This window comes from Mesorhizobium sp. M0909, assembly GCF_040319515.1.
Taxonomy (GTDB): Bacteria; Pseudomonadota; Alphaproteobacteria; order Rhizobiales; family Rhizobiaceae; genus Mesorhizobium.
Genome location: NZ_JAMYOA010000012.1, coordinates 121,988 through 141,663, shown reverse-complemented (window position 1 = coordinate 141,663; position 19,676 = coordinate 121,988). Strand labels below are relative to the sequence as shown.

Here is a 19,676-nt window from a genome sequence, read left to right as displayed (position 1 = left end):
CAAGTCGTATCCTGGACGCAGGCTATATCTGGGAACGAGTCTGCAGCATGCGTATTCACGACATCAAGAGACGACTCCCAGTTAGTTGCAGCGCAGGCATTGCTGCACTGCACAACGACACTTACATCAGCCTTGGCGAGAGGGATGAGTGAGATGAACACAGCCAACCATCACGTCGTCGTCGTAGGCGCCGGATTCGGCGGTCTCGAATTCACCCGCGCACTTGCCCACGCGCCGGTGCGCATCACCATGATCGACAGGCGTAATCATCACCTCTTTCAGCCACTGCTCTACCAGGTGGCGACGACGGCGCTGGCCACCTCCGAAGTGGCCTGGCCGATCCGCCATCTCCTGCGCAAGCGCGATGACGTGACGACGCTGCTCGCCACCGTTACCGGCATCGACCGCACCGGCAAGCGCGTGCTGCTGCAGGACGGCGGCACGGTCGCTTACGACACGCTTGTGCTGGCGACCGGCGCGCGGCACGCCTATTTCGGCCATGACGAATGGGAACCGTTTGCCCCGGGCCTGAAGACGCTGGAGGATGCCACCACCATTCGACGGCGTATTCTTTTAGCTTTCGAGCGGGCCGAACGGGAAACCGATCCCGCCAACCGTCAGGCATTGCTGACGCTGGCGATCGTCGGCGGCGGGCCGACCGGCGTGGAACTGGCCGGCACTATTGCTGAGCTGGCGCACGACACGCTGCGCGGCGAGTTCCGCAACATCGACACGCGGCAGACGCGTGTGGTGCTGATTGAGGCCGGCGACCGCATCCTGTCCAATTTCGCTCCCGAACTCTCCGGTTATGCAACGAAGGCGCTCGAACGGCTCGGCGTGACCGTCGAACTCGGCCGGGCGGTTACGCGCTGCGATGCCGAGGGTGTCGTCTTCGGCGACACACACTTGCCGGCCAGGACAATCCTGTGGGCGGCGGGCGTCGCCGCTTCGCCGGCCGCCGAATGGCTCGGCGCGGCAGCGGACCGCGCGGGCAGAGTGCTTGTCGAGCCCGACCTGAGTGTGCCGGGAAACCGGGAGATTTTCGTCATCGGTGACGCAGCGCACGTCCTGCGGCCGGATGGCCGGCTGGTGCCGGGCGTCGCGCCCGCCGCCAAGCAGCAGGGACGGCACGTCGCCGCGACGATCAAGGCAAGGCTTGCCGGTGACGCGACACCGCGTCCTTTCAGCTACAGGCATGACGGCGATCTGGCGACGATCGGCAAGCGCGCCGCGGCCATCGATTTCGGCTGGATCAAGCTCACCGGCCGGCTTGCCTGGTGGCTGTGGGGCTTGGCGCATATCTACTTCCTGATCGGCTTTCGTAACCGGCTTGCGGTTTCCCTGAGCTGGCTATGGATCTACTTCACCGGTCAGCGCAGCGCGCGGTTGATCACCCAGGGCGACGACGATAAGGGCTGATTGTTCGCTGCCGGACATTCATCGGCGCGTCACCTCCTCTTGATGGAATCGGCTTCTGGACTCGGCTGGATTTCGGCGCGAAGCTTTGCTTCGGGCAGGACTTGTCACGTCGTGGAAGAAAGAGAAAACGAATGTCCCAACTGCGCCACCTCGTCTCACGCCGCGATTTCCTCGCCGGCGTTGCCGTGAGCGGAGCGCTGATTATGCTGCATCCGTTCTCCGCCCGGGCTCAAGCCAATCAGGCGCATCTGAGGATTATGGAGACGACCGACATCCACGTGAATGTGCTGCCTTACGATTACTACGCCGACAAAGCCAACGACACGATGGGGCTGTCGCGAACGGCATCGTTGATTGAAGCCGTGCGCAAGGAAGCAACCAACGCGATGCTGGTCGATAATGGCGACCTTCTACAAGGCAACCCGATGGGCGACTACATCGCCTACGAGAGAGGGATGAAGGATGGCGATCTGCATCCGGTCATGAAGGGCATGAACCTGCTCGGCTACGAATGCTCGACGCTCGGCAACCACGAGTTCAACTATGGCCTGTCGTTCATGGACAAGGTGCTGGCCGGTGCCAATTTCCCGTTCGTCTGCGCGAACCTGATCCGCGGCACCGAGCTCGCCGCGAACCCGCGCGACGACAAGCTCTATCTCAAGCCGTATGTCATCCTCGACAGGAAGATCAAAGACGGATCGGGCGCCGAGCAACCGATCAGGATCGGCATCATTGGCTTCGTGCCGCCGCAGATCATGGTCTGGGACCTGAAAAATCTCGAAGGAAGTGTCAAGACGCGCGACATCGTCGAGGCGGCCAAGGCGTGGGTGCCGCAAATGAAGGAAGAAGGCGCCGACATCGTCATTGCGCTCTCCCATTCCGGCATCGACGTGAAGCAAAGCGACATGATGGAGAATGCCTCCGTCTTCGTGGCAGGTGTCGAAGGCATCGATGCGGTGTTCACCGGCCACCAGCACCTCGTCTTCCCTGGCAAGAAGGACTTTCAGTTGCTGGAAGCCGTCGATCCGGCGAAAGGCACGCTGCAAGGCAAGCCCGCCGTTATGGCCGGCTTCTGGGGCTCGCATATGGGGCTGATCGATCTGTTGCTGGAGCGCGACGGATCGACATGGAAAATCGTCTCGGCGACCTCTGAGGCCAGGCCGATCTTTGAGCGGGTCGACAAGACGAACAAGCCGACCGTCGCGGACGACCAGCGCATCGTCGACGCGCTCAAACAGGATCACGAGGCGACGCTCGCCTATGTGCGCCGGCCTGTCGGCAAAACCTCGGCGCCGCTCTATTCCTATTTTGCGCTGGTCGCCGACGATCCATCGGTCCAGATCGTCAGTCAGGCGCAGACCTGGTACTTGAAGGACATCCTGAAGAACACCGAGTGGAAGGATATGCCGCTGCTGTCGGCGGCGGCACCGTTCAAGGCGGGTGGGCGCAACGGCGCCGACTATTACACCGACGTGCCGGTGGGCGATATCGCCATCAAGAACGTCGCCGACCTCTACCTCTATCCAAACACGGTGCGCGCCGTCGAAATCACCGGAGCGGAGGTGAAGGAATGGCTGGAAATGTCGGCCGGCATCTTCAACCGGATCGAACCGGGCAAAGCCGACCAGGCGCTCATCAACACTGACTTCCCATCCTATAATTTCGACGTGATCGACGGCGTCACCTACAAAATCGATCTGTCGCAGCCACCGAAATATGATTCGAAGGGCGGGCTGGTGAATGCTGGCTCGAACCGCATTATTGACTTGATGTTCAACGGCAAACCAATTGATCCCAAGCGGAAATTCGTCGTCGCCACCAACAACTACCGAGCCGGCGGCGGAGGCAATTTCCCGCAGATCAATGCCTCGAAGATCATCTACGAAGCGCCCGACACCAACCGCGATGTGATCGTGCGTTATATCGTCAGCAAAGGCACCATCAATCCGTCGGCGGACGCCAACTGGTCGTTTGCGCCACTACCGGGAACCAGCGTCGTATTCCAGACCGGCGCCAGGGCAAAGGATTTCATTGCGCAAGTGACGTCGCTGAAGATCGAGCCGGCGGGCGAGGGCGAAGCAGGGTTTGCCAAGTACCGCATCACTCTCTAGGTGAGGATTTGAGCGTCGACTCGAAACTGTCTCAGCGCTAAGATACTGTCCGGTATGGCAAACCTTTTTCCAGCAGATGGCCTTGTCACCCACGTGGTGCGAAACGCCGCTTGACGGCAGGCATGACCAGATCCAGTGCGTCCGTCGAAATCCCACCGGAATAATCGTCCGGCAGTTGGTCGATCGAGGCTGGGTCGTCGAGGCCTTGTGAAAAGCCGCCGCCGGAATAGGGACCGAGCAGGTAGACATGGCTGCCGACACCGTCCATACGGTCGAGAAAACGGTCCGGCCAGCCCCACATCCACTTTGCGATATTGACGGGGATGAGCAAAGTGCCCTGGCGGCAGGCATCAGGAACGTAGCCGCTCCAGCCGAGCGCAGTGTAGCGAAGAATGCAGCGCGTCAGGGATGCGCGGCTCAGCGTGTGCGTATCCGGCAATGCTGCCTTGACCGCGTCCATAGGCCTGTCGCCGCCATAGACCGTCAGATTGGGGCGCTCGGCCGGCGTCAATGTGGCGAGCCAGGGCAGCCAGCATCTCGCCTTCCTTGGGATCGTTGCTTTTGACGTTGATGTTGAAGCGCCGGTTCGGGAAGCGCTGCAAGACTTCATCCAGCGACGGCATCATGCCGACACCCTTGCCGCGAAACGGAAAGGTCTTGCCGCCATCGGCAGTGTAGCCATAACCAATATCGAGCGTCTTCAATTCGGACATTGCATGGCTGCGCGTTTCACCCTTGCCGTCGGTGCGACAATCCAGCGTCCAATCGTGGAAGACGGCGAACTTGCCGTCCGTGGTAGGATGGACATCAAGTTCGAGCGCGTCCGCACCGAGCGCGAAGGCGGCTTCCATCGACGGTATCGTGTTCTCGAGGAAGGAATGGCGCGGCGTCAGCATGCGAGCGGCCGTGCATGTTTCCGATCCGAGGTTCGTACGGTCGAAATCCTGAGCCAGGCCGCGATGCGCAAGCACCGAAGGGGTGCCGGCCGGCCGGCTCGAAAGCAGCGAGGTGTTGTTGAGCCAGATGCCGCCCGCAGCGACAAGAATTGCAACGAGGGAGATCGTCCGTCTGCGCATGATATGATTCCCATTGGCCGTTATGGCCGCATCCTGCGTCACGATCGGACTTTTTGACGGCCGGGCAGATCAAACGGCCGCTAAAGATTCCCGGGGAGGGTCCCCAGCAGCGTTGGAATCGTTATGGTTGCAGCCGTCCATATGCGCTAGTTTTAGTCATGCGTTATGTCATCGTCATCACGACCGTCACCTTTTTCCTGATCTGGGACGGCATTTACAACCAAGGCCGCTACCTCGACAGGACGGTCAGGGAGGTGACCCGCATCGTGCACTATGTAACCAGCATGGTGTAGTTTCTCTTCGCTGCTACGGTTCGCAGACGCGACAAACCTGCCGATTGACGGCACGCTGCCGCTGACACAAAAGAACGCCGGTCCAACGGTCGAGGAGGCTGGGTTGATCCGGCATATCGTTTTCTTCAGCGCACGGCATAAAGCGGATGTCGAGGCAGTGCGCACGGGCCTCCTGGCGCTTGGCAAGATACCTCATTCGCGTCATTTCGAGGTAACGCTCAACACCAAGGTCGACCCGCTCTCGGATGAGATCGATGTGGTCGTCTACGCCGAGTTCGAGGACGAAGCGGCGCTCGCCGCCTACAAGGCGCATCCGCTCTATGCAGAGACGACCAGCCGGGTCAAACCGCTACGCGAATTGCGTTATTCGGCCGACATCGTTGCAAGTTGACGAGCCGCCGTCCCCTAGGCGCTGATAATGGTCTTGCCGCTGAGGCGTCGGCCAAGCCCTTGAACCATTTTCAGGAATGAGGCACACCGCGCGGGACATGACCGAGAACACCTCCGCAAGGCCTCATCCGCTCGATCACCTGGTGCTGCCGACCGCGAGCCTCGATATTGCGCGGGCGCGCTTGACCCTGCTTGGCTTTACTGTTGCGCCGACAGGTATCCACCCTTTCGGAACGAAAAACTGCTGTGTCTTCCACACCGACGGCACCTATCTCGAGCCGCTCGTGGTCGCCGACAGACAGGCCGTGGCAAAGGCGATCGCGAACCGCAATGTCTTTGTCGCGCGTGATCGCACCTATCGCGAAGAAAACGGCGATGAAGGATTTTCTGCCGTGGCGCTGGGCACCGAAAGCGCCGCCGCGGACCACGCGCGTTACATGGAAGCCGGTCTGTCGGCGGGGGACGCGCTAAGCTTTTCGCGCGCCTTCACCGATGCGACGGGAAAGAGCGACACCGCATCGTTCAAACTGGCCTTCGCGGCTACAGGCAAGGCAACGGACGCTTTTCTCTTCGCCTGCGAGCGGATCAATGCGCCGAACGTCGACCGCACTGCGTTGCAGGGCCACGCTAATGGCGCAACCGGCATTGTCGAAGTCGTAGCAGTCACTGGCGAACCTTTCGAACAAGGCCGCTTGATTTCGATCGCAGCCGGAATCGAGGCGCAGGGCGGCACTGTCTATGAGCTGCCGAATGCCGTAGTGACCATTCTGGATCCTGCAGCCTATTCGGCACGCTTCGGCATTCCTGCCGGCGCGCCATCTGAACTCCGCTATGCCGGGATCGTCTTTTCGATTAGGCACGCCGACGCCGTCGCCAAGCTGTTTGCAGCCAATTCCGTCGAACACCACACGCGCGGCGGTGATATCATCGTGCCGCCGGCGCCAGGGCAGGGCGCCGCCTTCATTTTCCGGGAGATCGCATGAACAAGCTCAATCCACTGATGCCGAACTCTTCCGTTGCGGTCGGCAAAGTCATTTTCGGCAACAGCGCGCCCTTATCGCTGATCGCCGGTCCATGTCAGCTGGAATCGCGGCAGCACGCTTTCGACATGGCCGGTGCGCTAAAGGAATTGACTGAAAGGCTCGGCATTGGGCTCGTCTACAAGACCAGCTACGACAAGGCCAACCGCACCTCGCTTGGCGGCACGCGCGGCGCGGGACTTGAAGCGGCAATGCCGATCTTCGACGACTTGCGCAAGAATTTTGCGCTGCCGATCCTGACCGACGTCCACACTGAGGAACAATGCGCGATCGTCGCTCCGCATGCCGATATCCTGCAGATTCCTGCCTTCCTCAGCCGACAGACCGATTTGCTGATTGCTGCGGCAAGAACCGGCAAGGTGGTCAATGTGAAGAAGGGCCAATTCCTCGCGCCGTGGGACATGAAGAACGTCGTCGCCAAGATCATCGGCTCCGGCAACGCCAATGTCTTGGTGACCGAGCGCGGCGCATCCTTTGGTTACAACACCCTGGTGTCCGACATGCGGGCGCTGCCGATCATGGCCGAGATCGGTGCGCCGGTGATTTTCGATGCCACCCATTCCGTGCAGCAGCCGGGTGGGCAGGGCGGTTCGTCTGGAGGCGACCGGCGCTTTGTCGAGACGCTGGCGCGCGCGGCCGTCGCGGTTGGCGTCGCCGGCGTCTTCATCGAGACGCACCAGGACCCCGACAACGCGCCTTCCGACGGTCCCAACATGGTGCCGCTAAAGGATCTTCCCGCATTGCTTGAACGACTGATGGCCTTCGATCGCATCGCCAAGAGCGTGGGTTGAACCAGCAGTTGCGCCACAGCAGCGTCGTCAAGAAAACTTTGAAGAATTTCGAACCCGCCTGGAACCTTAGCCCGCGGCCCTCATTGTCAAAATCTAATGTCAACGACGACGAGGAGAACACCATGACGACCCAGACGGGACACACCGAAGCCATCGCCGCTTCGCGGGTTATCGGCACATCGGTCTACAACACGGAAGGCACTCATATCGGCGACATCGAGGACGTTATGCTCGACAAATTGTCGAACGGAATCATGTTTGCCGTGATCGGTTTTGGCGGATTTCTCGGCATTGGCGAGAAATACCACGCCATTCCGTGGGCGAGCCTTGATTATGACGAGGACAAGGGTGGCTATGTCGTGCCGTTCACCAAAGACCAGCTGATGGCCGCTCCTTCTTACTCGATCAACGAGCTGACCGGCGCCGACGGCGAGGCCGCACGTGACGCCTCATACAACTACTACAAGGTCGAGCCTTACTGGCATTGACCTTACTGGCACTGACTAAGTCTCCTGGAATCAAAAAGGCCCCCGGGAAATCGGGGGCCTTTCGATGTGGCGGGTTGCTACTGCGCAATCTGCAGGGCCGGCAAAGGCGACGATCCCTGCGGGGGTTGCTGATTGTCGCACGACGTCAGGAACGCAGCCGCGATCAGGAACAAACTCACAATACCGCTCAACTGGGACATGGCGAAACTCCTCCTGTTTCGCCCCGCGCGACAACAGCCATAAACCAGAAACCGGCATGCGGCCTATGACAAATGATGACAGTGTTTTGTGCTTCGTGAGTCCCAAGAGCGGCAATGGGCGCGGGGCAATATTTGCAACTGCCCCGATTGCGTTTTGCGGCGCTTTGGCTAAGAGGTGCGCGACGCTTCAATCGATCAATCGGGGACATCGCAATGACGGCCATCATCGACATTGTCGGGCGTGAAATCCTGGACAGCCGCGGAAATCCGACCGTCGAGGTCGACGTCGTGCTCGAAGACGGTTCGATGGGTCGCGCCGCGGTGCCGTCCGGTGCCTCTACCGGCGCGCATGAGGCGGTCGAACTGCGCGATGGCGGCCCCCGCTATCTCGGCAAAGGCGTGCTCACGGCGGTCGAGGCGGTGAACGGCGAGCTGTTCGAGGCGATCGGCGGCATGGAGGCAGAGAATCAGATCCATATCGACCAGACCATGATCGAGCTCGATGGTACGGCCAACAAGAGCCGGCTCGGCGCCAACGCCGTCCTCGGCGTGTCGCTGGCGGTGGCCAAGGCCGCGGCCGAAGCGGCCGACCTGCCGCTCTACCGTTATGTCGGCGGTACCAAGGCCCATGTGCTGCCGGTGCCTATGATGAATATCATCAATGGCGGCGCGCATGCCGACAACCCGATCGATTTCCAGGAATTCATGATCCTGCCGATCGGCGCGCCGACGCTGCGCGACGGCGTGCGCTGGGGCTCGGAGATCTTTCATACGCTGCGAAAGAAGCTGAAGGACGCCGGCCATAACACCAATGTCGGTGACGAGGGCGGCTTTGCTCCCAACCTGAAGAGCGCGCCGGCCGCGCTCGACTTCATCATGGAATCGATCGAGCAGGCTGGCTTCAAGCCTGGCGAGGAGGTTGCGCTAGGCCTCGACTGCGCGGCGACCGAATTTTTCAAGGATGGTAACTACGTCTATGAAGGCGAGAGGAAAACCCGCGACCCGAAGGCACAGGCCAGATATCTGGCCAAACTTGCTGCCGACTACCCGATCATCACCATTGAGGACGGCCTCGCGGAGGATGACTGGGACGGTTGGAAAATACTGACCGATCTCATCGGCAAGCAAACGCAGCTGGTTGGCGACGATCTGTTCGTCACCAACACGGCGCGGCTGCGCGACGGCATCCGCATGGGTGTCGCCAATTCGATCCTGGTCAAGGTCAACCAGATCGGCTCGCTTACCGAAACGCTCGACGCCGTCGAGACCGCGCACAAGGCCGGCTATACCGCGGTGATGTCGCACCGCTCGGGCGAGACCGAGGATTCGACCATCGCCGACCTCGCCGTTGCCACCAATTGCGGGCAGATCAAGACGGGCTCGCTGTCGCGCTCGGATCGCATGGCCAAGTACAACCAGCTCATCCGGATTGAGGAGGAGCTCGGCAAGCAGGCGCAATATGCCGGCAAGTCGATCGTGAAAAGCTGATTTCGAGAGAGAAAATCCGTGGCGGCGAGGGCGGGGACATTCCCGCCCTTTTTTGCTTCCTGGCTCTGAATCCAACAGGCTGTAACCGTCCATTAAGCACAATCGGGCGACAAAGGCGGCGTAGAGGATTCGGACCATGTGGACACGCCAGCACAAGCAAAGAAACACCGGCCGGCTGATCATCCCCTCGCTCTGCGTGGTGTTCCTGACTTATTTCGGCTTCCATGCCTATCATGGCGAGTTCGGGATATATTCCAAGTATCGGCTCGAAGCCGAGACTGCCGAATTGCAGGGCAGGCTCGATACCGTCAAGGCACGTCGGATCGATCTCGAGCGCCGCGTTCAGCTGATGCATGAGGGCACGCTGGAGAAGGACATGCTGGACGAGCAGGCGCGCAAGGCGCTTAATCTGTCCCACGCCGACGAGATCACCATCATGTTGCCGGTCGCAAGATAACCCGATTTCAGTTAATCGGCGATATTTGCAATGATTTTAATTGCTTAGATGCATGACAGCCATGCGTTTTCGGCATGGCGAAAGCCTTCCCTGCATGTTAGCCTGCCTCAAATCGGTGGGAGAACTGATCTCCCTCGCTGTCCGCCAAGAGACGCCAACAGGGAGTGATGCATGGCCACCGCCACCAGAAAAGCGCCTGCCAAATCCAAATCAGACGGCAAGATGCCGGGCCTTTCCACCCCGAAGCCTGTTGAATTCACCAAAGACCAGGAGCTTGCCGCCTACCGGCACATGTTGCTCATCCGCCGCTTCGAGGAAAAGGCAGGCCAGCTTTACGGCATGGGCTTCATCGGCGGTTTCTGCCACCTCTACATCGGCCAGGAAGCGGTCGTTACCGGCATGAAGATGGCGCTGATCGATGGCGACCAGATGATCACCGCCTATCGCGACCATGGTCATATGCTGGCGATGGAGTTGTCACCGCGCGGCGTCATGGCCGAACTGACCGGGCGCCGTAGCGGCCTGTCGAGAGGCAAAGGCGGCTCCATGCACATGTTCTCCAAGGAGAAGCATTTTTACGGCGGCCACGGCATCGTCGGCGCGCAAGTGTCGCTCGGCACCGGCATTGCCTTCGCCAACCGCTATCGCGGCAACAACAATGTGACGCTGACCTATTTCGGCGATGGCGCCGCGAACCAGGGCCAGGTCTACGAAAGCTTCAACATGGCCTCACTGTGGAAGCTTCCGGTGATCTACATCATCGAGAACAACCGCTACGCCATGGGCACCTCGGTCTCGCGCTCTTCGGCCGAGACAGATTTCTCGCACCGCGGCGCCTCCTTCAAGATTCCAGGCATCCAGGTCGACGGCATGGATGTGCGCGCCGTTAAGGCCGCCGGCGACCTCGCCGCCGAATGGTGCCGCGCCGGCAACGGGCCGCTCATTCTCGAAATGCAGACCTATCGTTACCGCGGCCATTCGATGTCGGATCCGGCAAAATACCGCTCCAAGGAAGAAGTGCAGAAAATGCGCTCCGAACGTGACCCGATCGAGCAGGTCAAGGCGCGGCTGCTCGACAAGAAATGGGCAAGCGAGGACGAACTCAAGGCCATCGACAAGGAAGTCCGCGACGTCGTCGCCGACGCCGCAGAATTTGCCCAGAACGACGCGGAGCCGGATCCGTCCGAGCTCTGGACCGACATCGTACTTTAACGAGAGGGAAAGGACATGCCGATCGAAATTCTCATGCCCGCCCTCTCGCCGACCATGGAAGAGGGTAATGTTTCCAAGTGGTTGAAGAAAGAGGGCGACAAGGTCGTAGCCGGTGACGCCATTGCCGAGATCGAGACCGACAAGGCAACGATGGAAGTCGAAGCCGTGGACGACGGCACCCTTGCCAAGATCGTGGTTCCTGCCGGCACCGAGGGTGTCAAAGTCAACACACTGATCGCTGTGCTGGCCGTCGATGGCGAAGACGTCGACGAGGCAGGCGAAGGTATCGGCGAGGAGGCCATTGAGTCGCAAGCGGAAGCGCCCGCGGCTGCTCCGGCCAAGAGCGAAGCTGCAGCACCTGTTGCCGCCGCGCCCAAGCTGGAAATTGTCGCCGATCCCGACATCCCGGCCGGCACCGAAATGGTCTCGACCACGGTGCGTGAAGCCTTGCGCGATGCAATGGCGGAGGAAATGCGCCGCGACGGCGATGTCTTTGTCATGGGCGAGGAGGTTGCCGAGTACCAGGGCGCCTACAAGATCACGCAAGGCCTGTTGCAGGAATTCGGTCCGCGGCGCGTGGTCGACACGCCGATCACCGAGCACGGCTTTGCCGGCGTTGGTGTTGGCGCGGCGATGGCCGGCCTGAAGCCGATCGTCGAATTCATGACCTTCAACTTCGCCATGCAGGCGATCGACCAGATCATCAATTCAGCCGCCAAGACGCTCTATATGTCCGGCGGCCAGATGGGCGCCCCGATCGTCTTTCGCGGCCCGAACGGGGCGGCTGCCCGCGTCGCTGCGCAGCATTCGCAATGCTACGCCGCCTGGTACAGCCATGTTCCCGGCTTGAAGGTGGTGATGCCTTATACCGCCGCCGACGCCAAGGGTCTGCTCAAGGCGGCGATCCGCGACCCGAACCCGGTCATCTTCCTCGAGAACGAAATCCTTTACGGCCACTCCTTCGACGTGCCGAAGATGGACGATTTCGTGCTGCCGATCGGCAAGGCGCGCATTCACAAATCCGGCAAGGACGTGACCATCGTCTCGTTCGGCATCGGCATGACCTACGCGATTAAGGCCGAGGCGGAGTTGCGTGGCATGGGCATCGATGCCGAGATAATCGACTTGCGCACCATCCGCCCGCTCGACTTCGACACGATCATCGCCTCGGTCAAAAAGACCAATCGCCTGGTGGTGGTCGAGGAAGGCTTTCCGCAGAACTCGGTCGGCGACCATATCGCCAATCAGGTCTCGCAGCGCGCCTTCGATTTCCTCGACGCACCGGTCATCACCATTGCCGGCAAGGACGTGCCGATGCCCTATGCGGCGAACCTCGAAAAGCTGGCGCTGCCCAATGTCGGCGAGGTCGTCGAGGCGGTCAAAGCCGTGACGTATCGCTGAGCAGGGCGGAGGACAAAATGCCTATCAACATCACCATGCCGGCGCTGTCGCCCACAATGGAAGAGGGCAACCTTTCCAAGTGGCTGGTCAAGGAGGGCGACAAGGTTTCGCCCGGCGACGTGATTGCCGAGATCGAGACCGACAAGGCAACGATGGAAGTCGAAGCCGTCGACGAAGGCACGGTCGCCAAGCTGGTGGTTCCGGCGGGCACTGAAGGCGTCAAGGTTAATGCGCTGATCGCGGTGCTGGCGGCTGAGGGGGAGGATGCGGCGGCCGCCGCGAAAAGCGGTGACGGCGCTGCGCCGGCAAAGGCTGAGGCTCCGAAAGCGGACGCCTCCAAAGCTGAAACACCAAAGCCCGAAGCGCCGAAGCAGGAGCCTGCCGCAGCTGCAGCTAAGGCGGAAGCGGCGCCGGCCGCCAACGGCCATGCAAACGGTGAGCGCATCTTCGCCTCGCCGCTGGCCCGGCGCATCGCCAGCGAAGCCGGTATAGATATCGCGGCGCTGACCGGCTCCGGCCCCCACGGCCGCGTGGTAAAGGCCGATGTCGATGCCGCAATTTCTGGTGGCGGCGCCAAGGCGGCACCAGCAAAAGCGGCCCCCGCTGGCGCTGCGGCGCCTGCCGCCGCAGCACCCAAGGCGATGCCGGACGAGCAGGTGCTCAAACTGTTTGCCGAAGGCTCCTACGAGTTGGCCCCCCACGACAATATGCGCAAGACCATTGCGCGGCGGCTGGTCGAGGCCAAGACCACCATCCCGCATTTCTATCTGACGCTCGACTGCGAACTCGACGCACTTCTGGCCCTGCGCACGCAGATCAATGCGGCCGCCCCGGTGAAGAAGACCGAGAAGGGCGAAACGCCGGCCTACAAGCTGTCGGTCAACGACATGGTCATCAAGGCTCTTGCCATGGCGCTGATAGCGGTTCCGGACGCCAATGCGTCGTGGACAGAAAACGCCATGATCAAGCACAAGCACGCCGATGTCGGCGTTGCCGTGTCGATCCCCGGCGGCCTCATCACCCCCATCATCCGGCGTGCTGACGAAAAGACGATGTCCGTTATCTCCAACGAGATGAAGGACCTTGCCGGCCGCGCCCGCAGCCGCAAGCTGAAGCCGGAAGAATATCAGGGCGGCACCACGGCGTTGTCCAATCTCGGCATGTTCGGCGTCAAGGATTTTTCTGCCGTCATCAACCCGCCGCATGCGACGATCCTGGCGGTTGGCGCCGGCGAGCAACGCGCGGTGGTGAAGAACGGCGAGATCAAGATCGCAACAATCATGTCGGTGACGCTGTCGACCGATCACCGCGCAGTCGACGGTGCGCTCGGCGCCGAGTTGCTCGTCGCCTTCAAGCGCATGATCGAAAATCCGATGGGCATGCTGGTCTAAGCAGGGAACAGGGCGGTGCGGAAATTCTACACCAGCCTTTTCGCCTCCATCCAATCCGGCTCGTAAACGATTATCGTACATTGGCTGTTCGGGCGGTAGCGATTGCGGATAGGTCTTTGTTGGAGCGGGGAAAACGCATGAAAACGGTCCTCTGCTATGGCGATTCGCTGACCTGGGGCTATGACGCGGCAGGCCTTGGCCGTCATCCGCCGGCGGATCGCTGGCCGAGCGTGCTGCAGGCAGCATTGGGCAGCGGCGTCGAGATCATCGCCGAAGGCCTGAATGGCCGAACCACCGCCTTCGACGATCACTTGGCCGGGGCGGACCGCAATGGCGCAAGGCTGTTGCCAACAATCCTGACGACGCACGCACCGATCGATCTGATCGTCATCATGCTCGGCGCCAACGATATGAAGCCGTGGATTCACGGCAATCCTGTCGCGGCAAAGCAAGGCATGCAACGCCTGATCGATATCGTGCGCGGTCACGACTACCCGTTCAATTGGCCGGCGCCGCAGATCCTGATCGTCGCGCCGCCCGTAGTCAGCCGCACGGAAAACGCCGAGTTCAAGGAAATGTTCGCCGGCGGCGATGACGCGTCAAAGCGGCTGGCGCCGCAATATTCCGCCCTTGCCGACGAGGCCGGCTGCGGCTTCTTCGATGCCGGCACGGTGGCCAAAACGACGCCGCTCGACGGCGTCCACCTCGACGCAGAAAACACGCGGAACGTCGGGCAAGCGCTGGCGCCGTTCGTGCGCCTCATGTTGGAATTGTGAAGGAGAAAGCCGTGGCTGAGAACTACGACGTCATCATCATCGGCTCCGGCCCCGGCGGCTATGTCACTGCAGTGCGTTCGGCGCAGCTTGGCTTCAAGACGGCGATCGTCGAGCGCGAGCACTTGGGTGGCATCTGCCTCAACTGGGGCTGCATTCCAACCAAAGCGCTGCTGCGCTCCGCCGAGATCATGCACTATTCGGATCATCTGAAGGACTACGGCCTGAAGAACGATGGCAAGGTCAGCGTCGACACAGCCGCCGTCGTCGATCGGTCACGAAAGGTCTCGCTGCGGCTCAACGGCGGCGTCGGTTTCCTGATGAAGAAGAACAAGGTCGACGTCATCTGGGGCGAAGCCAAACTGACCAAACCTGGCGAGATCGTCGTGTCGAAATCGTCGAAGAAGCCGATGGAGCCGCAGCCGCCGGCGCCGAAGGGCGTCAAGGGCGAGGGCACCTATAGCGCCAAGCACATCATTCTGGCGACCGGCGCCAGGCCGCGCGCGCTGCCCGGCATCGAGCCTGACGGCAAGTTGATCTGGACCTATTTCGAGGCGATGGTGCCGAAAGAGATGCCAAAATCGCTGCTGGTGATGGGCTCGGGCGCCATCGGCATCGAGTTCGCCTCGTTCTACCGCACCATGGGCGCCGAGGTGACGGTGGTCGAACTGCTGCCAGCCGTGATGCCGGTCGAGGACGCCGAAGTGTCGAAGTTTGCGCAAAAGCAGTTCGAGAAGCAGGGCATGAAGATCATCCTCGAAGCCAAGGTAACCAAGGTCGAGAAGGGCGCCAGTTCGGTCACCGCGCATGTCGAGATGAAGGACGGCAAGGTCGAGAAGATCACCGCCGATCGTCTGATCTCGGCCGTCGGCGTACAGGGTAATATCGAAAACCTCGGCCTCGAGACGATCGGCGTGAAGACCGACCGCGGTTGCGTCGTCGTCGACGGCTACGGCAAGACCAACGTGCCGGGCATCTACGCCATCGGCGACGTTGCCGGACCGCCGATGCTCGCCCACAAGGCCGAGCATGAGGGCGTGGTCTGTGTGGAAAAGATCGCCAATTTCCCCGGCGTGCATGCCACCGACAAGCTGAAGATCCCGGGCTGCACCTATTGCAATCCGCAAGTCGCCTCGGTCGGACTGACAGAAGCCAAAGCGAAAGCCGACGGAAAGGACATCCGTGTCGGCCGCTTTCAGTTCGCGGCAAACGGCAAAGCGATTGCGCTCGGCGAGGACCAAGGCTTCGTCAAGACCATTTTCGACAAGAAGACCGGCCAGTTGCTGGGTGCCCACATGGTCGGCGCAGAAGTAACCGAACTGATCCAGGGCTTCGTCGTGGCGATGAATCTGGAGACCACCGAGGAAGAGCTGATGCACACGATCTTCCCGCACCCGACGCTGTCAGAGATGATGAAGGAGAGTGTACTCGACGCCTATGGTCGCGCACTGAATGCATGATAAATTAGTTGGGCGAGTCTCACAGGGAAGACACAAAGGAACTCGACGGCAGAGCAATTCGTTTCGCAGGCATCATCCATCATACAAGGAGAGGGCATATGGAAATGAACGGCGTGGGCTGGGTAGCAGCCATCATCATCGGTGGCCTGGCGGGATGGCTCGCCGAGATGGTCATGAAGAGCAATACCGGCATCCTCATGAACATCGTTCTCGGCATTGTCGGCGCAATCGTGTTGAATGCCATCTTGCAGGCCCTGAACATCGGCATCTTCGGCGTCGGCTGGATCGCCTATCTGATCACCGGCTTCATCGGCGCCTGCATTCTGATTGCGGTCGGACGACTGGTGCGCCGCTAACCTCTGTCGGCACTTGCTATGCGAAAAAGGCCACCGCGGCATGCGTGATCGCGGCCTTTTTCTTTTCGCCGAAAAGTCCTAGATGACGTGGGTAGAGCGAGCGCTGGACAAGCGCTTGCCAATGAGCCGGGTTTCACATGGTCACCGTCCTCGACACGATTGCCAATGCGCCGCGCCTGCGGCATCCCGAAAAGGCGCACAAGCCGGATCAGGACGTACTGCGCAAGCCCGACTGGATCCGCGTCAAGGCGCCGATGTCGAAAGGCTATGCCGAGACGCGCGAAATCGTGAAGTCTCACAAGCTAGTGACGGTTTGCGAAGAGGCGGGCTGCCCCAATATCGGCGAGTGCTGGGAGAAGAAGCACGCCACCTTCATGATCATGGGCGAGATCTGCACGCGGGCCTGCGCCTTTTGCAATGTCGCCACCGGCATCCCGACCGCACTCGATCCCGACGAGCCGGCGCGTGTCGCGCATGCGGTCAAGCAGATGGGCTTGAGCCATGTCGTCATCACCTCCGTCGATCGCGACGATCTCGCGGATGGCGGGGCCCAGCATTTTGCCGATGTCATCCGTGCGATCAGGGCAGCAACCCCGTTGACGACGATCGAAATCCTGACGCCCGATTTCCTGCGCAAGGACGGTGCGCTGGAGATCGTCGTGGCGGCCAAGCCGGATGTTTTCAACCATAATCTCGAGACCGTGCCGTCTAACTATCTGACGGTTCGGCCGGGCGCGCGCTATTTCCACTCGATCAGGCTCTTGCAGCGGGTCAAGGAGCTTGACCCCTCGATCTTCACCAAGTCTGGCATCATGGTTGGCCTTGGCGAGGAGCGGAACGAAATCCTGCAACTGATGGACGACCTGCGTTCGGCCAATGTCGACTTCATGACCATCGGCCAATATCTGCAGCCGTCGAAGAAACACCATCCGGTGATCCGCTTCGTCACGCCTGAGGAATTCAAGTCCTTCGAGACGATCGGCAGGACCAAGGGCTTCCTGCTGGTGGCGTCGAGCCCGCTGACGCGCTCGTCGCACCATGCCGGCGACGATTTCGCCAGACTACGCGCGGCGCGTGAAGCGTTTCTCAGGAAGTCCGCCTAACAAACTGGTTTCATGCCACAATTCGAAGCCCATCGCCGCGTCGCGCATACGCCGGATCAGATGTTCGCTCTGGTCGCCGATGTCGAATCCTATCCGCAATTCCTGCCGCTTTGCGAGGCACTGACGGTTCGCTCACGCAAGGAACGCGACGGACGCACCTTGCTCATCGCCGACATGAGCATCGGCTACAAGGCGATCCGCGAGACCTTTACCACGCAGGTGCTGCTGAATCCGGATGAGAACGCCATCGATGTCAAATACATTGACGGCCCTTTCAAATATCTGAGCAATGTCTGGCGCTTCGACCCGGCGAACGGCAGCGGTTGCAACGTCTGCTTCTTTATCGACTACGAGTTCAAGAGCCGCATTTTGGGTGCGTTGATGGGAACCATGTTCGACCGCGCCTTCCGCATGTTCTCCGAGGCGTTCGAGAAAAGGGCCGAAATCATCTACGGCGCGCCATCGGCAGCCTGATCCGCAGCGAGCGCGCGCAGACCCAGCTCAAGCGCATGCCGGACTGTCTCCCGGCGGATGAAATCACGGCCCTTGTCGGCGAACAGCTGGCATTCGCTGACTACCGGCCGGCCAGCCAGGGCAACGCCGAACCAGACCAGGCCGACAGGTTTTTCCGCCGAGCCGCCGGCCGGACCGGCGATGCCAGTTACCGCCAGCGCAAGCCCGGCCGGCGAATGGGCCAAGGCTCCGGCCGCCATCTCCACCGCGGTCTCGCGCGAGACCGCGCCGTGCGCCTCGAGCGTAGCGGCCGAGACGCCGAGCATCTCGGTCTTGGCCTGGTTGGAATAGGTGATGAAGCCGCGATCGACCACCGCGGAAGAGCCGGCGATGTCGGTCAGGGCGGCGATGATCATGCCGCCGGTGCAGCTCTCGGCCGTCGCCAGCGTGATGCCGCGCTGCTGGCAGGCCTGAAGCAGGGCATCTGCGAGATCGCTATTGCTCACTCGGGGACATCCCCTGGAAACACGACGCTGGCGGTCGCGATGGCCGCTATGCCTTCCTCACGGCCGACGAAGCCGAGCTTCTCATTGGTTGTCGCCTTGATCGAAATGCGATCGCGCGAAATTCGCAGGATTGCGGAAAGCGTTTCGGTCATGGCCTCGCGATGCGGGCCGACGCGCGGCGCCTCGCAGATCAGGGTGATATCGACGTTGGCGATGCGCCCGCCGCGCGCGCGCACCAGCTTGGCCGCGTGTTCGACGAAGATGCGTGAAGCGGCCCCTTTCCACTGTGGGTCGGAGGGCGGGAAATGCGTGCCGATGTCACCGGCGCCGCAGGTGGCGAGCAGGGCGTCGGTCAAGGCGTGGAGACCGACATCGGCATCCGAATGGCCGGACAATTTCCTGTCGTGTGGAATGGCGACGCCGCACAGGGTGACATGGTCGCCGGGCTCGAACGCATGGACGTCATAGCCATTGCCCGTTCGGATGTCGGGAAAACGTGGGGCGCTAGAAAGCCGCTGATCCGCCATTGCAATATCCCGTGCCCAGGTCAGTTTGACGTTCTCCGGCGAGCCGGGAACGATCTTCACCGGAATATGCGCCCATTCGGCGATTGCCGCATCGTCGGTGAAATCCGCTTTGCCCAGATGATGAGCCTTTTCGTGCGCAGCCAGAATCGGCCAGAACGGAAAGCCTTGCGGTGTCTGTGCGGCATACAGCCCGGCCCTGGACACGGTTTCGCCGATCATGCCTTCTGCCGTTTCGCGCTTGAGCGTATCGGCAACCGGCAAAGCAGGCAGTGCCCCCTGGCGCTCGCCAATAGCGGCGATCGTGCGGTCTATCAGTTCCGCATCGACAAACGGCCGGGCCGCATCATGGATCAGGACCCGGCCCGGCGCATTGCTTCTCAACGCCAGCAATCCAAGGCGGACGGACTCCTGCCGTGACGTACCGCCGGTCACAGCGACGACACGGTCGGCGTTCGCACCGGCCGCACGGCGGAAAAGCGCGCCGTCGTCGGCATGAATAGCAACGACGACAGGTCCAATCTTCGGATGCGTCAGAAAGGCACCGAGCGTGCGTGCAACAACGGCGCCGCCGCCAATTTGCTGGTACTGCTTCGGCCCATTGACCTGTCCGGCGCGCGCGCCGCGGCCGGCAGCAACGATGACCACGGCGACCTTGTCGTCCGCAGCTTGCTTTTCGCTCACATCTCTCATGCCGAGACGCTTAACGCATGATCCCGAAAAGTGGTATCGCTTTTGAAAGGC

20 protein-coding genes and 1 pseudogene are annotated in these 19,676 nt (G+C 61.2%); 17 read left to right on the top strand and 4 right to left on the bottom strand.

The features are described from left to right. Nucleotides 1–153: 153 nt before the first annotated feature. Nucleotides 154–1,419: an NAD(P)/FAD-dependent oxidoreductase gene (locus NKH83_RS19720; protein WP_352806806.1), complete on the top strand. Its 1,266-nt coding sequence runs from the start codon at nt 154–156 to the stop codon at nt 1,417–1,419. A gap of 131 nt (nt 1,420–1,550) precedes the next feature. After that, nucleotides 1,551–3,530, top strand: coding sequence for a bifunctional 2',3'-cyclic-nucleotide 2'-phosphodiesterase/3'-nucleotidase (locus NKH83_RS19715; RefSeq protein WP_352478818.1), 1,980 nt, complete (start codon nt 1,551–1,553; stop codon nt 3,528–3,530). Nucleotides 3,531–3,615: 85 nt separating this feature from the next. Here NKH83_RS19715 and NKH83_RS19710 read toward each other — a convergent pair. Then, nucleotides 3,616–4,606 (bottom strand): annotated as a pseudogene (locus NKH83_RS19710) (glycerophosphodiester phosphodiesterase family protein). Between the two features lie 158 nt (nt 4,607–4,764). On the opposite strand from NKH83_RS19710, the gene NKH83_RS19705 reads away from it, so the two are divergent. The 5 genes from NKH83_RS19705 to NKH83_RS19685 all read left to right on the top strand — a co-directional run bounded on the left by NKH83_RS19705 (nt 4,765) and on the right by NKH83_RS19685 (nt 7,608). After that, nucleotides 4,765–4,899, top strand: coding sequence for a hypothetical protein (locus NKH83_RS19705; protein ID WP_292655342.1), 135 nt, complete (start codon nt 4,765–4,767; stop codon nt 4,897–4,899). Nucleotides 4,900–5,002: 103 nt separating this feature from the next. Continuing rightward, nucleotides 5,003–5,290 (top strand): Dabb family protein, encoded by a 288-nt coding sequence (locus NKH83_RS19700; RefSeq protein WP_254817185.1) that lies wholly within the window; start codon nt 5,003–5,005, stop codon nt 5,288–5,290. Nucleotides 5,291–5,387: 97 nt separating this feature from the next. Further along, nucleotides 5,388–6,272, top strand: coding sequence for a VOC family protein (locus NKH83_RS19695; protein ID WP_352478819.1), 885 nt, complete (start codon nt 5,388–5,390; stop codon nt 6,270–6,272). Beyond that, the gene (kdsA, locus tag NKH83_RS19690; protein WP_254817187.1) at nt 6,269–7,120 is read left to right on the top strand and encodes a 3-deoxy-8-phosphooctulonate synthase; all 852 of its coding nucleotides are present in this window, start codon (nt 6,269–6,271) and stop codon (nt 7,118–7,120) included. The genes NKH83_RS19695 and kdsA overlap by 4 nt, the downstream gene beginning before the upstream one ends. 122 nt (nt 7,121–7,242) lie before the next feature. Continuing rightward, on the top strand, nt 7,243–7,608 hold the full coding sequence (locus tag NKH83_RS19685; RefSeq protein WP_352478820.1) for a PRC-barrel domain-containing protein: 366 nt from the start codon (nt 7,243–7,245) through the stop codon (nt 7,606–7,608). Nucleotides 7,609–7,685: 77 nt separating this feature from the next. Here NKH83_RS19685 and NKH83_RS19680 read toward each other — a convergent pair whose 3' ends face one another. Next, nucleotides 7,686–7,808 (bottom strand): hypothetical protein, encoded by a 123-nt coding sequence (locus tag NKH83_RS19680; protein ID WP_084642452.1) that lies wholly within the window; start codon nt 7,806–7,808, stop codon nt 7,686–7,688. Nucleotides 7,809–8,021: 213 nt separating this feature from the next. Here NKH83_RS19680 and eno point away from each other — a divergent pair, with 213 nt between their 5' ends. From eno to NKH83_RS19630, 10 genes are all read left to right on the top strand, one after another. Next, nucleotides 8,022–9,296 (top strand): phosphopyruvate hydratase, encoded by a 1,275-nt coding sequence (gene eno / locus NKH83_RS19675; protein WP_352478821.1) that lies wholly within the window; start codon nt 8,022–8,024, stop codon nt 9,294–9,296. 136 nt (nt 9,297–9,432) lie between these two features. Beyond that, on the top strand, nt 9,433–9,753 hold the full coding sequence (locus tag NKH83_RS19670) for an FtsB family cell division protein (RefSeq protein ID WP_352478822.1): 321 nt from the start codon (nt 9,433–9,435) through the stop codon (nt 9,751–9,753). 222 nt (nt 9,754–9,975) lie between these two features. Continuing rightward, the gene (gene pdhA / locus NKH83_RS19665) at nt 9,976–10,965 is read left to right on the top strand and encodes a pyruvate dehydrogenase (acetyl-transferring) E1 component subunit alpha (RefSeq protein ID WP_245274631.1); all 990 of its coding nucleotides are present in this window, start codon (nt 9,976–9,978) and stop codon (nt 10,963–10,965) included. Nucleotides 10,966–10,980: 15 nt separating this feature from the next. After that, complete coding sequence (locus NKH83_RS19660) at nt 10,981–12,366, top strand: pyruvate dehydrogenase complex E1 component subunit beta (RefSeq protein WP_352478823.1); 1,386 nt, start codon at nt 10,981–10,983, stop codon at nt 12,364–12,366. 17 nt (nt 12,367–12,383) lie between these two features. Then, nucleotides 12,384–13,757, top strand: a complete 1,374-nt coding sequence (locus NKH83_RS19655) for a pyruvate dehydrogenase complex dihydrolipoamide acetyltransferase (RefSeq protein WP_352478824.1) — start codon at nt 12,384–12,386, stop codon at nt 13,755–13,757. A gap of 137 nt (nt 13,758–13,894) precedes the next feature. Next, nucleotides 13,895–14,533 carry an SGNH/GDSL hydrolase family protein gene (locus NKH83_RS19650; protein ID WP_352478825.1) on the top strand — a complete coding sequence of 213 codons (639 nt, stop codon included), beginning with the start codon at nt 13,895–13,897 and terminating at the stop codon, nt 14,531–14,533. Nucleotides 14,534–14,544: 11 nt separating this feature from the next. Then, the gene (lpdA, locus tag NKH83_RS19645) at nt 14,545–15,990 is read left to right on the top strand and encodes a dihydrolipoyl dehydrogenase (RefSeq protein ID WP_352478826.1); all 1,446 of its coding nucleotides are present in this window, start codon (nt 14,545–14,547) and stop codon (nt 15,988–15,990) included. 98 nt (nt 15,991–16,088) lie between these two features. Next, nucleotides 16,089–16,346 carry a GlsB/YeaQ/YmgE family stress response membrane protein gene (locus NKH83_RS19640; protein ID WP_023675081.1) on the top strand — a complete coding sequence of 86 codons (258 nt, stop codon included), beginning with the start codon at nt 16,089–16,091 and terminating at the stop codon, nt 16,344–16,346. 137 nt (nt 16,347–16,483) lie between these two features. After that, complete coding sequence (gene lipA, locus NKH83_RS19635; RefSeq protein WP_352478827.1) at nt 16,484–17,449, top strand: lipoyl synthase; 966 nt, start codon at nt 16,484–16,486, stop codon at nt 17,447–17,449. 12 nt (nt 17,450–17,461) lie between these two features. Next, complete coding sequence (locus NKH83_RS19630; RefSeq protein ID WP_352478828.1) at nt 17,462–17,923, top strand: type II toxin-antitoxin system RatA family toxin; 462 nt, start codon at nt 17,462–17,464, stop codon at nt 17,921–17,923. Here NKH83_RS19630 and NKH83_RS19625 read toward each other — a convergent pair. Continuing rightward, complete coding sequence (locus NKH83_RS19625) at nt 17,899–18,408, bottom strand: CinA family protein (RefSeq protein WP_352645786.1); 510 nt, start codon at nt 18,406–18,408, stop codon at nt 17,899–17,901. The two genes, NKH83_RS19630 and NKH83_RS19625, sit on opposite strands and share 25 nt — an antisense overlap. Then, nucleotides 18,405–19,625 (bottom strand): bifunctional 2-C-methyl-D-erythritol 4-phosphate cytidylyltransferase/2-C-methyl-D-erythritol 2,4-cyclodiphosphate synthase, encoded by a 1,221-nt coding sequence (locus tag NKH83_RS19620; RefSeq protein ID WP_352478830.1) that lies wholly within the window; start codon nt 19,623–19,625, stop codon nt 18,405–18,407. The genes NKH83_RS19625 and NKH83_RS19620 overlap by 4 nt, the downstream gene beginning before the upstream one ends. Between the last annotated feature and the right edge of the window lie 51 nt (nt 19,626–19,676).